This window comes from Stenotrophomonas sepilia (genome assembly GCF_003244875.1).
GTDB lineage: Bacteria > Pseudomonadota > Gammaproteobacteria > Xanthomonadales > Xanthomonadaceae > Stenotrophomonas > Stenotrophomonas sepilia.
This window is the reverse complement of record NZ_LXXZ01000040.1, coordinates 116,368-128,955: the sequence shown is the minus strand read 5'-3', so window position 1 is coordinate 128,955 and position 12,588 is coordinate 116,368. Positions and strand designations below refer to the sequence as shown.

Sequence of the window (12,588 nt, the reverse complement as noted above, 5' to 3'; positions counted from 1 at the left end):
GACCTTCAGTCCGATCTGCCCGCGCTGGTGAACGGCGCCGCACGTATCGACCTTCCGCGCTCTTCGAAAGACGAGCATCCACGCTTGGATCCAGAGGTCCTGAGGGACCTCTTCCGGCGCATCGGGGGTTCGCAGTGGCTAGGTTGAATCCGGTGCGTTCCCTGGGAGTGCGCTGGCTGTTCTTCCGTCTTCGCAACGGCCAATCCATCAGTCCCGCCAGGTTGATGTCCGTCTGGTCCGAGGCTGCCGAATCCAATGAGTGCGCCGTGCGCCGCGAGATCATCGACGGCGCAGGCTACGTCTATGCCCTGTACGCGCCCAACAGCCTGCTTTCCCCCCGGCGTGTGGAGCTGCGCATGAGAGCGCTGCTGGAGGAGGCGGGCTACGCCTTCACGATGGGTAGCCTGGCAGGGCGTCACCCCGGCGACGGTTGAGGCGCGGCGCTGAGGCGCCGGCCGGACAGTCCATGTGTCGCTCTCATTCGGGGCCATCAGGCTCCAGAGGTTCGTCAGGTGCGGGATCGAAGAGCGCCAGCATCCGTTCCCGCCGGCACTGTTCGAGCCAGTGGTGCCATATCTCCACCTCGTCCATCAGCCCCGTGGCACCGCACGCGGGGCACGTGAGCGTCGTGCCCAATGGACTCGTCTTGATGCCCTCGTCCTGAGTCATTGATGAGCGCAAGCCGCAGCTCTTGCAGGTGGATCGCAATTGATCGAGGCGAACGATGGCCCCATTGCGCGCAAGAAGGGGCTGGATCGCGTGGATCCGGAAGGCATTGGGAGGATGCATGGCCGTGTCGTCTGGGGCTGGACACGGGAGCAAAGGATTCTGCGCCGGAGAAGAGCCGTGAGAGCGCAGTGTGCTTTGTTGGAGGTTAACCCTTCATCAAGGTGCACACCGCGCGCCATGATTGGCCTGAAATCCCACGGCCGCAATCGTGCACTGACGTGGACGCTGGCGCTCGTCCGGTGCCGGCCCTGCCTCTGGGCAGGAAGGGCTCCGCCATCACAACGGAGCCCCGTACACTCACTTTTCCTGCAGGAACGCCAGCAGGTCCTGGTTGACCTTGTCCTTGTGGGTGTCGGTCAGGCCGTGCGGCGCACCCGGGTAGACAATCAGCTTTGCGCCCTTGATGAGCTTCGCCGATTGGCGGCCTGAGATGTCGATCGGCACGATCTGGTCGTCGTCACCGTGGATGACCAGGGTGGGCACATCGAATTTCTTCAGGTCTGCGCGGAAATCGGTGGCCGAGAACGCAGCGATCGAGTCGTAGGTGTTCTTGTGGCCGCCCTGCATGCCCTGCGCCCACCACGCATCGATCAGCCCCTGCGACACCTTCGCGCCCGGGCGGTTGAAGCCGTAGAACGGGCCCGACGGAATGTCCTTGTACAGCTGCGCGCGGTTATCTATCTGTGCCTTGCGGATGCCATCGAACACTTCGATCGGCAGGCCGTTCGGGTTGTCGGCGGTCTTCAGCATGAACGGCGGCACCGAGCTGATCAGCACGGCCTTCTTCACCCGTCCAGTGCCGTGCCGGCCGATGTAGCGCGCCACTTCGCCGCCACCGGTGGAGAAGCCCACCAGGGTCACATCGTGCAGGTCCAGCGTATTGATCAACGTGGCCAGGTCATCAGCGTAGTGATCCATATCGTTGCCATCCCACGGCTGGCTGGAGCGGCCGTGGCCGCGACGGTCATGGGCAATGACGCGGTAGCCGTGGTTGGCCAGGAAGATCATCTGCGACTCCCAGCTGTCCGAGTTCAACGGCCAGCCGTGGCTGAAGGTCACGACCGGGCCGTTCTTCGGGCCCCAGTCCTTGTAGTACAGCTGCACGCCATCGGCGGTGGTGATGTAGGTGGCGGTGCGCGCGATGCTGGTGACTGCCGCCGGCGTGGCCGGTTCGGCGGCCTGCGCGGACAGGCTGGCCTGGACCGAGAGGGCGAGGGCGGCAACGGCCAGGGTACGGGCGAAGGTGTTCATGCGGGAACTCTCATGGGTGGGTGGTGAGACGTAATTTGCGCCTGCAATCAGGCGTCCGGGTGATGAACTGTCCTGATTTCTTGATAGATCGTCTTGCACGGATGTGCGCACGCGAATCGCTCGCGATCGCCTGTTGACAAGGGAGAACGCTCATTCTACCTTGCAGCCATGAGCAAGGGCAGCACCGACACCCAACAGAAGATCCTGGCCACGGCCGAGGCGCTGATCTACCAGAACGGGATCCACGCCACCGGCATGGACCTGCTGGTGAAGACCTCGGGCGTGGCGCGAAAGAGCATCTACCGCCACTTCGAGAACAAGGACGACGTGGCCGCCGCCGCATTGAAGGCGCGCGATGTGCGATGGCTGGCCTGGTTCCGGCAGGAGTGCGATAAAGCGGACACCCCGGAAGCACGCATCCTCGGCTTGTTCACCGTGCTCAAGAACTGGTTCCAGTCCGAGGGCTATCGCGGGTGTGCGTTCATCAATACCGCCGGGGAGGTCGGCGACCCGGCCGATCCGATCCGGGAAATCGCGCGGAATCACAAGCAGAAGCTGCTCGATTACACGCTGGAACTTACCGAACAACTGGATGTGGAGCAGCCGGCGGATCTGGCCCGTCAGCTGCTGATCCTGATGGAAGGCGCCATCACCCTGTCGCGCGTGATGGGTGATTTCGACGCCGCAGACACCGCGAAGGATGTCGCGAAGCTGTTATTGGAACAGGCCAAGCGTTAGCGCCTGGGTACCCCAGATCCCTTGAAGCAACCCGTATATCCATTTCGATTGGAGGTTTCCCCGTGTCCGCTGAACAACCCCGTCCGCCGCTTCCTCCGTTCACCCTTGAATCGGCCACGCAGAAAGTGCGTCTTGCCGAGGATGGCTGGAACTCCCGCGATGCCGACAAGGTCTCGCTTGCCTATTCGCTCGACACCCAGTGGCGTAACCGTGCCGAATTCACCAACGGTCGGGAGGAAGCCCGGCAGTTCCTGGCACGCAAATGGAACAAGGAGCTCGAGTACCGCCTGATCAAGGAGCTCTGGGCCTTTACCGAAAACCGCATTGCGGTCCGCTACGCGTACGAATGGCACGACGACTCCGGCAACTGGTTCCGTTCCTATGGCAACGAAAACTGGGAATTCGGAGAGGATGGCCTGATGCAGCGCCGCTTCTCCTGTATCAACGACATGCCGATCAAGGAGAGCGACCGCAAGTTCCATTGGCCGCTGGGGCGTCGCCCGGATGATCACCCGGGGTTGTCGGAGCTGGGTATGTGATTCCCGCTGAGGCGCCATCCGAAGCACGCTCAGGTACGATGGGGCGGCCGGCATCCGCGCCGGCGGGGCAGGGGGCGCAATGGACATGCAGGCCGGGGGCGGATTCGAACCGCCAGCGAAGACCGATTCTCAGGAACTGGGATTGATGATCCTATTTAAGAGAGCCGGTCTTCTCTTGTGCCTGGCGGGCGCAGGGTCGGTTAATGCGCAGGTGCCGCCTCAACCGGACAGGCCGAAAGTTGAGCTTGACGGGTCGATCGCAACGGATGATGGCGCGGAGCTTGATGACAAGCAGCTACGCACGCTGGTCGGGCGCGCAGATGCAGGCAACGCCGAGGCGGCGTTTCGACTTTCGCGCCACTTTGAGGGCAAAGGCGTGGCCGGCAACTCCCATATGTGGCTTGCCTATGCCGCAGCGCTGGGACACCCGATTGCACAGTACAACGTGTTCTTCATATTGAGGGACAAACAGGACTGTGAGTCATCCAGTGAGGCATACGCATGGCTCAAGAGTGCCGCGCTGAAGGGAGTGAAGGCCGCGCATTCCGAACTTGAGCAGGCGGCACGCATGGCGTCTCTGCGATGTGCCAGCAAGCGAGAGGAAGAGAGAAGCCATCTACCTACGAGAGAAGCGAGCGTGGCAACTCAGTCAAGCCCGCCGTAGTTGGCCTGCAGGCTGGGAATGAGTCCGGGTGTCCATGAAAGGGCTGGATGCAGTCGATTTCTTCGGACTTGCTACAACATGTTCTTCTGGGCACTCAGGCTGACTGCCTTGGCGGGTTCGTACATTTCGCCGACTTCACAGATCTGTACCCCGCAGATGGGCATAGTGGCCCTTCGGTAGTGTGAGCGCGTCCATCCAGCCACGGGGTTTCCCCGAACGCCAGGAGGTCACTGTGCCAAGTTGTGATGAAGGAATGAAGTTGACGCGTCGCCAGGTGATCGCTGGCGGCGTCACGACCGTGGCGATGTCCGCCGCACCGGGGGCATCATCGCTCGCCGCCGAACTGGCGGCGCCCCCGCCGCCCAGGCCGCCGGTCATCAGCACGGTTGCCTTGACCGTCAACGGCGAGCGGCGGGAGCTTGAGCTCGACACCCGGACCACGCTGCTCGATGCCCTGCGCGAACATCTGAAGCTGACTGGAACGAAAAAGGGCTGCGACCACGGTCAATGCGGTGCCTGTACCGTGCTGGTCAATGGTGAGCGCATCAATGCCTGCCTCAGCCTGGCGGTACAGCACCAGGGCGATGCCATCACCACCATCGAAGGCCTCGGAACTCCCGATGACCTGCATCCGATGCAGGCCGCCTTCATCAAGCATGATGGCTACCAGTGCGGGTATTGCACGCCGGGGCAGATCTGTTCGGCGGTGGCGGTACTGGACGAGATCAAGCGGGGTGTCCCCAGCCATGTACAGGCGGACGTCAGCGCACGTCCCCGCGCCACCAACATGGAAATGCGCGAACGCATGAGCGGCAACCTCTGCCGCTGCGGCGCCTATTCCAATATTGCCGAGGCGATGGCAGAGGTCGCTGGCGTGACCTCTGCAGGGAGGCGCTCATGAGGGCCTTCAGTTACGAACGCGCCAAATCCCCGGCCGAGGCCGCCAGGGCCGTCGCCGGCACCGAGGGCGCGAAGTTCCTGGCCGGAGGGACCAACCTGCTCGACCTGATGAAGCTGGAGGTCGAGACGCCAGCGCATCTGGTCGATGTGCAGGACATCGGCCTGGACAGGATTGAACCCACCGACGAGGGCGGCCTGCGCATCGGCACGCTGGTCACCAATACCGCACTGGCCTCGCATGAGCGCGTGCGCCGCGACTACGCGGTGCTGACCCGCGCGATCGTGGCAGGCGCCTCCGGGCAGCTGCGCAACAAAGCCACCACCGGCGGCAACCTGCTGCAGCGCACGCGCTGCCCATACTTCTACGACCCCAATCTGCCTTGCAACAAGCGCCTGCCCGGATCCGGCTGCGGCGCACTCGAGGGGTTCTCCCGGCAGATGGGCGTGATCGGCACCTCGGACAGCTGCATCGCGACCTATCCGGGCGACATGGCGGTGGCCCTGCGGGTGCTGGACGCCTCGATCCAGACCGTCAGGGGTGACGGCAGTACGCGCAGCATCCCGATTGCCGATTTCCATCGTTCCCCCGGCGACAGGCCGCAGCAGGACAACGTGCTGCAGCGCGGTGAGCTGATCACCCACGTCACGCTGCCAGAGCCCCTGGGCGGTCGGCACGTGTACCACAAGGTACGTGACCGCGCGTCCTATGCGTTCGCACTGGTGTCGGTCGCCGCAGTCGTGCAGCGTGACGGCTCGGCGCGGTTCGCCTTCGCTGGGGTCGCGCCGAAGCCGTGGCGCGTCGAGGCAGCCGAACCCCTGCTGCGCGACGGCGTAAAGGCCGCGACCCGGAAGGTGTTCGCCGGTGCCCGTCCGACCCCGGAGAACGCGTTCAAGATCGCGCTCGCCGAGCGCACCCTCGCAGCCGTGCTGGTGGAAGGAGAGCACTGATGCCCCTTGAATTCAACGCCCCCGCCGGCGACAACCTGTTCGACAAGGCCAAGGTCGTCGGCAAGTCGACGCCGCGCATCGACGGTCCACGCAAGACCACCGGCACCGCCCCCTATGCCTACGAGCGCCACGACGTGGCTCCGAACCAGGCCTACGGCTACATCGTCGGTGCGGGCATCGGCAAGGGGAGCATCATTTCGATGGATGCCTCCCGCGCACGTGCCGCGCCCGGCGTACTGGCGGTCATCACCGCACCGGAAACCAAGCCGGTCGGCACATCGAACTGGAACAATGCACCGTTGTTCGGCGGAGCCGAGGTGGCCCACTACCACCAGGCCATCGCCTGCGTGGTGGCAGAGACCTTCGAGCAGGCCCGCGCCGCCGCGGCGCTGATCCGCACCCGCTACGAGCGCAGCAAGGGCCGCTTCGATTTCCCGGCCCTGGCACCGTCCGCGCCGCTGGCAAAGGGGCGTGACGGAAAGCCCGACCGGCAGGCGCTGGGCGATTTCGACACTGCCTACGCGAGCGCCGCGGTCAAGCTCGACGAGACTTACCACACCTCCGACGAAAGTCATTCGATGATGGAGCCGCACGCCACCATCGCCGCCTGGAAGGGTGACACGCTCACGCTGTGGACGGCGAACCAGATGATCGACTGGGCCAGGCAGGGCATGGCGGCGATCCTCGGCATCGATCCTGCCAAGGTGCGCGTGGACTCGCCCTATATCGGCGGCGGCTTCGGCGGCAAGCTGTTCATCCGTGCCGACGCGGTGCTGGCCGCGCTGGCGGCCAAGCAGGTCGGGCGGCCGGTGAAGATCGCGCTGCAACGCCCGTTGATGCCCAACAACACCACGCACCGGCACGCCACCCTCCAGCGCGTGCGGATCGGCTGCGGAAAGGATGGCCGGATCTCCGCCATCGCCCATGAGAACTGGTCGGGCAACATCAACGGTGAGGACGGCGAGAACGGCACCCTGCAGACGCCCAAGCTCTATGCAGGCGCCAACCGCCTGGTGGCCAACTACATCGCCACGCTCGACATGCCCGAAGGCAATGCGATGCGCGCACCGGGCGAAGCACCCGGCCACATGGCGCTGGAAGTGGCGATGGACGAAATGGCCGAGAAGCTGGGCCTCGACCCGATCGCGTTCCGCATCCTCAACGAGCCCGAGGTGGTACCCGGCGATCCGTCCAAGAAGTTCTCCGACCGCAACCTGGTGCGCTGCCTGCGCGAAGGCGCGGAGCGCTTCAACTGGAACAAGCGCAACCCCAGGCCGGCGCAGGTCAGGGAAGGGGACTGGCTGATCGGCATGGGCGTATCTGCGGGCTATCGCGGTGCACCGACGATGAAGTCGGCGGCGCGGGTCAGGCTTGACGGCCAGGGCGGAGTGATTGTCGAAACCGACATGACCGACATCGGCACCGGCTCCTACACAATCATCGCGCAGACGGCAGCCGAAACCATGGGCGTGCCGCTGGAGCGGGTCCAGGTGACCCTCGGCGACTCCCGTCATCCCGCCTCCGCCGGTTCCGGCGGCCAGTGGGGCGCGGCAAGCTCCACCGCAGGCGTGTACGCGGCGTGCGTCAGCCTGCGCCGCAAGGTGGGCGAGAAACTGGGCTTCGACGGCGACACCGCAGACTTCGCCAATGGCCGCATCCAGGCGGGTGGGCGGACGATCAAGCTGGCAGAGGCGGGGACACTCTCGGCGGAGGACGGCATTGCCTTCGGCGACTTCAAGCAAGGCTATGACGTGGGCACCTATGCAGGGCATTTCTGCGAGGTTGCCGTGCATGCCTACACGGGAGAGACGCGCATCCGCCGCATGCTTGCCGTATGCGATGGCGGGCGGATCCTCAATCCGCTCTCTGCGCGCAGCCAGGTCATCGGCGGGATGGTGATGGGCGCGGGCGCGACCCTGATGGAGGAGCTGGTGGTCGACAAACGGCTTGGCTTGTTCATCAACCACGACCTGGCCGGCTACGAGGTTCCCGTGCACGCCGACATCCCGTACCAGGAGGTGGTCTTCCTCGACACGCTGGATCCGGTGATCTCGCCGATGAAGGCCAAGGGTGTGGGTGAACTGGGCATCTGTGGGGTCGGCGCCGCGATCGCCAATGCGGTCTACAACGCAACCGGCGTGCGCGTGCGCAACTATCCCATTACCCTGGACAAGCTGCTGCCCGGCTTGCCCGACGTGGGCTGACGGTGCGCATGGACCGACCCGCAGCCTCGACCACTCTGGAGGTCTCCGCCGCAGGCGGAGGGGAGTCCGGCGATCTTGCCGAGGACCTGTCGGCAGCGCCGGGCTTCCTCGCCGAAGGCAGCCCGCGCGGCGTGCTCGAGACGGCCTTGATGCGCGTGCGCGCGGGGGAGCACGCCGTGCTCGCGCTGGTGCTGGAAACCGATGGCTCCACTTACGCCGGTGCCGGCGACATGGTGCTGTTCTGCAACGGCAGCCAGGCCGGCTGGCTGAGCGGCGGATGCCTGGAGCCCGAGCTCGCGCGTCGCGCGGAGCAGGTGAGCGCGGCAGGGCGGGTCGACTGGATCGAGATCGACACCCGCAGTGACGACGACCTGTTGAGTGGGTCTGCGCTCGGGTGCCGCGGCCGGCTGCGGATTGCGCTCCTGCCATTGCGTGCCATGGTTGGCATCGACGACGTGATCGAGGCTTGGTTGCGCGAGGGTGTGTCACTCCAGCGCGACCTTCGCACGTCGGGGCAGGTCATTTTCCGTGCCGGCCATCACGAGCAGGCGTGGCAGCTGCATCCGATGGAGGGCACGCAGCCCTTTGGCGAGGGCGAATGGCATTTGCCGTTGCCCCGGCTTCCGCGGGCCGTGGTGTTGGGGGGCGGTCCGGAAACGCCCTTCCTGGTTCCGTTGCTGCGGGGCCTGGGGTGGCGGGTCAGCGTGGCCGAACGGCGAGCGCGCTGGGCCTCTGCCGGGCAGTACGCCGATGTGCATCTTCAGACCAACCCTGCAGAGGCCCTTCATGGTGACCCGTGCGACGCGGCACTGGTGATGCATCACGATTTCGAACTGGACCGGGAGGCGCTGGTGGCCCTGGCTGATACCAAAGTTATGTTCATTGGACTGCTGGGTCCGCGGCGAAGGCGCGAGGACCTGTTCAAGCTGCTGACACCGGATCAGCGCCACTGCCTTTCCCCGAGACTTCGGTCACCGGTCGGCCTGAACATCGGCGGCCGAGGGCCCGAGGCAATTTCGCTCAGCATCGCCGCGCAGCTGCAGCAATGGCGAAGCGCGCACGGCAGGTGACTGACGCGCATGCGGTCGTCGTGCTGGCTGCCGGCGGGAGCACCCGACTCGGCCAGCCCAAGCAGCTTCTGACCCGGCAGGGCGAGACCCTGGTACATCGCGTGGTGCGGTTGGCGCGGGAGCTCGCGCCAGCGCAGGTCCTGGTCGTGGTGGGCGCGAACGCACAGGCCGTGACATCCAGCATTGCCGGCCTGGATGCCACCCCGGTAACCAACCAGCACTGGGAACGCGGCCTGGCGAGCAGCCTGCAGGTTGCCAGCGCACACCTGCTACCCACGGTGACTGCGGTGATGGTCGTGGCATGCGACCAGCCCGCAATCGAGCGCTCCCATCTGCAGGCGCTGCTTTCGGGTGCCCGCGCCTCGGCGTCAGGGTGCGCTGGCACCCGTCATGGAGGCGCGCCTGGCATTCCTGCAGTAGTGCCGCGTGCATGGTTCAACGCTGCGCGTGCAACCGGTGACCGCGGCTTCGGAGCGCGCCTGCGGCAACTTCCTGTCGATACGGTGCATGTCCTGCAGGCACCGGAACTGGGCCTGGATATCGATACGCCAGAAGATCTTGCGCGTGCGCGCGATGCGGGCTGGATCGATGCCGAGGTCGAGTCGCACGATCACGGTGCCAACGCCCGTCAAGCAGATGACTAGCGGCAGAGCCGGACCCCGAACCCTCGCTGCCCGCAGCCCTGTAGAGTCGAGCCATGCTCGACTACGGCACGCCACATCGCGCCCCATCAGGCACATCACCAGCAAGAATCTGCAGCACCCGATCCAACAGAACTGGTTCCGGCACGCCAGCCAGGACCTGCTCCGGGTAATCCAACGGCTCCAACTGCCATTGGAGGAGCGCCCGCAACCGCATAACGGCAGGCGCCCGCTGCTTCGCGTCCAGTGAGACCTGCAACAGCAGATGTTGCGAGCGCCTCTCCAGCCACAGCACGGGTATGCCTCGGCAATGAACCTGGAACTCGGCATCTCGGCGCCGCTCAACGAACTGGAAGCCCTGTAGTGGCCGAGCCTCCACGAACTGCATGGCTTGGCGGCGCAACTGCAGAAAGCGATCGCCGGGGATGCTGTGGAAACCGATAGGCGAGGGCTTGGGCGGCGCCGGCCACTGCGTCTGTGCCGCAACGACCACCACAAGACAGAGCGCGGTGGCCGCCCAGCGCCACCAGGCCACTCAGCCCTCCGGATGCAGTCGGGTACTGGCGTGTGCGGTAAGGCCAATTCCGGCCATGATCAGCCCCTCCATCACGCGCGGGCCGACGTACTGCTCCAGCTCGCCGTTCTCGCGGGCGCGCTGCGCGGCCAGCAGAATCTCCAGGACCACGCGAAGCCCGGCCAGCGAGCAGTCGGTATCCGCCAAGGCGATGCGCCGGCCGGGCATCTGATGGCGTTCAGGCCACGGCTGACCATCGGAGGCGGCGCCGGAGCCGATGCTGTGCAGCAGGGCGATGAGGGTGTTCGGGTCCAGCGCAGGGCCATTCGCAGGCACGTCGTGGATGGGGTGCGGGGCAGGGGAGTGGGGCTGGGTCATGGCTGGGCTCCTTGCGTGCATGCAGAAGCCGCCACCGATAAAGGTGGCGGACGGTGCGAGGTTCGAAACCCGGTCTACGCTAAACCGGCAGGCGCAAGGCCTCCACGCACCGCCCGCCATAGCCGGCCGACGGATTGCCAGCCGGCACCACCTGATGGGTGATGCCGGCTGGCAAGCGTTTACTTCAGCGTAGAACCGGGGTTTCGAATCCCGGCCACCTGTTCAAGGTGGCACAGCAAGGAATACGCCCGGTTGTGCGCGATGCCAATGCAGTAGGGCTGATGCCGACACCACTTTCAACATTTTCAGAATCGTTGCATACGACGAAACGAAGCTGGAGCCTTGCGCTGCAACGCTATCGGCCATGTCGGTGGTGCAGCTCTGCGCGCTGTCGGCATCCGCCCGGTGGGGCTGTGAGCAAGGCAGATGCGACATGCCTGTCCAGCAATGCGCTTCCGATTGCGTGTGACGCGTCACGTTAATACGTGAAATCCGCGAAATAAGGCGCTGCATGTCACCATGTGGCGAATCATCTGCACAATGCCCCTTGGTACCTCATGGACGCATCCGCCCAAAAAGGTTTTCATGTCTGGCATGACTGACGGGCAGCAACTACGCAACGCGCAATGGGGCAAGGTGTCGCGCCTGTTCAAGCCTGCGATGATCATTAGCGCGGCGCTGGCGGCAAGCGCAGAAACGCTCTATCGCACAGGGGTATACCCGCGAGCCATCTTCGAGGCGGGCAGCGCTGATTCTCGAACCTGGTTGTATGTGGCATTGATGTACCTGATCGCCTTTCCAGTAATGTTTCTTTGGATGAGGCGACTGCTCGCAGGCTATCCCATGCCATGGAACCCGCCACTCAAGCGCTGGTTGCTGGGCGCGTTCTCCCTGATCCTCTGCAGCGGAATGATCATGCTGCCGGTCATCGTGCTGACTGTTGGAGGCAGCGCTGCAGGTCGCGGCAAAGGGCTGTATCAGGTGTTCACCGGCAGCCTATTCGGCACATTCCTTGTGGGAACGGTGCTCGCCTACGGAGCGGCCCTGGGGGCATGGCTGCTGTTTATCGGAACCCCCAAGCTGCTCTTCCCCAGGCCGGGCTCGCGCTAGGCCCGCTGCGATAGTTCCCTGGAAGTGCAGGTGTTCGAGCCCGCCACCTGCTGCCGGGTCGTCAGTGGCCCTTCAACGCCGCCTTGGTTCGCTCCAGCCATGCGGCATTGTGGCTGCGCGCGTGGCGCGACCAGTGCTGGGCATCGTCGATGATGCTGGCGAACAGGCTGCGGGCTTGCTCGCGATCGTCGGGTTGCGGCTGCGCCATCAGCCATTCGGCGTAGAGGCAGCGGGCGGCCGCGTCGTTTCCGCATTCCAGGGCGCGCTCGAATGCGGCGCGGGCTCCGGGGGCTTGCGCGGTTGCCAGTGCCTGCGCGTACAGCAGGGTCTGTTCCGGCTTGCGGCGCACGTCCGGGTGGCGTGCGAACAGGCCGTCCAGCGTCTCCACCGCAAGCTCGGGCTGCCCGGAATCGAGGCGGGCACGGGCAAGGCCGGTCAGGATGTAGGCATCGTCGCCCAGCGGCGAACTGGCTGCCTGCTCCAGCAGGGTTCTGGCTTCCTCCGCCTGGCCGGCATCCAGCAGCGTCATGCCCAGGCGAACCCGGTTCTGCACGGTGGGCGTGCGCGCCAGTTCGGCACGGGCGTTGCGAAGGTCCTGGCCCGGGTCCATGAGCTGCTTGGCGGAACGGACGACCTGTCGGGCGCCCCGCGAGTGGCGGACTTCCGGGAAGTAGATCGCCAGGAAGTAGACGACGCTGCCGAGCAGCGGGAACGAGAAGAGCAGGATGAGCCAGTAGAGGCTCTGCCCCGAGCGGATGGCGTGCACCGCGAAGTAGATGGCCGCCAGTACGTGGAGTCCGATTCCGATATAGGGCATGTGTGCCGCCTCGTCCTTGTGAGGGGTGGAACTATAGTCGGGGAGGGGTAGGGCGCCAATGGAGTGGCAGCGATCGAGCGTGACG

The 12,588-nt window shown here is 65.3% G+C and carries 15 protein-coding genes; 10 read left to right on the top strand and 5 right to left on the bottom strand.

Annotated features, from left to right (window positions below; all coding sequences use genetic code 11):
- Positions 1–134: 134 nt before the first annotated feature.
- Positions 135–434, top strand: coding sequence for a hypothetical protein (locus A7X97_RS07085; RefSeq protein WP_061478250.1), 300 nt, complete (start codon positions 135–137; stop codon positions 432–434).
- A gap of 43 nt (positions 435–477) precedes the next feature.
- Here the strand turns inward: A7X97_RS07085 and A7X97_RS07080 are convergent, their stop codons facing one another.
- Positions 478–789 carry a hypothetical protein gene (locus A7X97_RS07080; protein ID WP_026346984.1) on the bottom strand — a complete coding sequence of 104 codons (312 nt, stop codon included), beginning with the start codon at positions 787–789 and terminating at the stop codon, positions 478–480.
- A gap of 237 nt (positions 790–1,026) precedes the next feature.
- Complete coding sequence (locus tag A7X97_RS07075; protein ID WP_111007727.1) at positions 1,027–1,980, bottom strand: alpha/beta fold hydrolase; 954 nt, start codon at positions 1,978–1,980, stop codon at positions 1,027–1,029.
- A gap of 168 nt (positions 1,981–2,148) precedes the next feature.
- Between A7X97_RS07075 and A7X97_RS07070 the strand changes: the two genes are divergently transcribed.
- The 8 genes from A7X97_RS07070 (at position 2,149) to A7X97_RS07035 (ending at position 9,687) form a co-directional block, all read left to right on the top strand.
- On the top strand, positions 2,149–2,718 hold the full coding sequence (locus A7X97_RS07070; protein ID WP_072167042.1) for a TetR/AcrR family transcriptional regulator: 570 nt from the start codon (positions 2,149–2,151) through the stop codon (positions 2,716–2,718).
- A 62-nt stretch (positions 2,719–2,780) separates the two neighbouring features.
- Positions 2,781–3,257 (top strand): nuclear transport factor 2 family protein, encoded by a 477-nt coding sequence (locus A7X97_RS07065; RefSeq protein ID WP_021202431.1) that lies wholly within the window; start codon positions 2,781–2,783, stop codon positions 3,255–3,257.
- Positions 3,258–3,336: 79 nt separating this feature from the next.
- Positions 3,337–3,921, top strand: a complete 585-nt coding sequence (locus A7X97_RS07060; RefSeq protein WP_088497452.1) for an SEL1-like repeat protein — start codon at positions 3,337–3,339, stop codon at positions 3,919–3,921.
- 253 nt (positions 3,922–4,174) lie between these two features.
- Positions 4,175–4,822: an aldehyde dehydrogenase iron-sulfur subunit PaoA gene (paoA, locus tag A7X97_RS07055; RefSeq protein ID WP_005416549.1), complete on the top strand. Its 648-nt coding sequence runs from the start codon at positions 4,175–4,177 to the stop codon at positions 4,820–4,822.
- A complete protein-coding gene (locus A7X97_RS07050; RefSeq protein WP_111007726.1) occupies positions 4,819–5,769 on the top strand; it encodes an FAD binding domain-containing protein in 951 nt (316 codons plus the stop codon). The genes paoA and A7X97_RS07050 overlap by 4 nt, the downstream gene beginning before the upstream one ends.
- Positions 5,769–7,973 (top strand): aldehyde oxidoreductase molybdenum-binding subunit PaoC, encoded by a 2,205-nt coding sequence (gene paoC, locus A7X97_RS07045; RefSeq protein ID WP_111007725.1) that lies wholly within the window; start codon positions 5,769–5,771, stop codon positions 7,971–7,973. The genes A7X97_RS07050 and paoC overlap by 1 nt, the downstream gene beginning before the upstream one ends.
- Before the next feature lie 8 nt (positions 7,974–7,981).
- Positions 7,982–9,043, top strand: a complete 1,062-nt coding sequence (locus tag A7X97_RS07040; protein WP_088497455.1) for an XdhC family protein — start codon at positions 7,982–7,984, stop codon at positions 9,041–9,043.
- Positions 9,019–9,687, top strand: a complete 669-nt coding sequence (locus tag A7X97_RS07035) for a nucleotidyltransferase family protein (protein WP_088497456.1) — start codon at positions 9,019–9,021, stop codon at positions 9,685–9,687. The genes A7X97_RS07040 and A7X97_RS07035 overlap by 25 nt, the downstream gene beginning before the upstream one ends.
- Before the next feature lie 61 nt (positions 9,688–9,748).
- Here A7X97_RS07035 and A7X97_RS07030 read toward each other — a convergent pair whose 3' ends face one another.
- Together A7X97_RS07030 and A7X97_RS07025 are read right to left on the bottom strand one after the other, a co-directional pair.
- The gene (locus A7X97_RS07030; RefSeq protein ID WP_088497457.1) at positions 9,749–10,219 is read right to left on the bottom strand and encodes a hypothetical protein; all 471 of its coding nucleotides are present in this window, start codon (positions 10,217–10,219) and stop codon (positions 9,749–9,751) included.
- Positions 10,220–10,576, bottom strand: a complete 357-nt coding sequence (locus A7X97_RS07025) for a hypothetical protein (protein WP_088497458.1) — start codon at positions 10,574–10,576, stop codon at positions 10,220–10,222.
- A gap of 585 nt (positions 10,577–11,161) precedes the next feature.
- Here A7X97_RS07025 and A7X97_RS07020 point away from each other — a divergent pair.
- Entirely contained in the window at positions 11,162–11,686 is a 525-nt protein-coding gene (locus A7X97_RS07020) for a transporter (RefSeq protein ID WP_111007724.1), read from the top strand.
- Positions 11,687–11,747: 61 nt separating this feature from the next.
- Here the strand turns inward: A7X97_RS07020 and A7X97_RS07015 are convergent, their stop codons facing one another.
- Complete coding sequence (locus tag A7X97_RS07015) at positions 11,748–12,503, bottom strand: tetratricopeptide repeat protein (protein ID WP_088497460.1); 756 nt, start codon at positions 12,501–12,503, stop codon at positions 11,748–11,750.
- Positions 12,504–12,588: the final 85 nt, after the last annotated feature.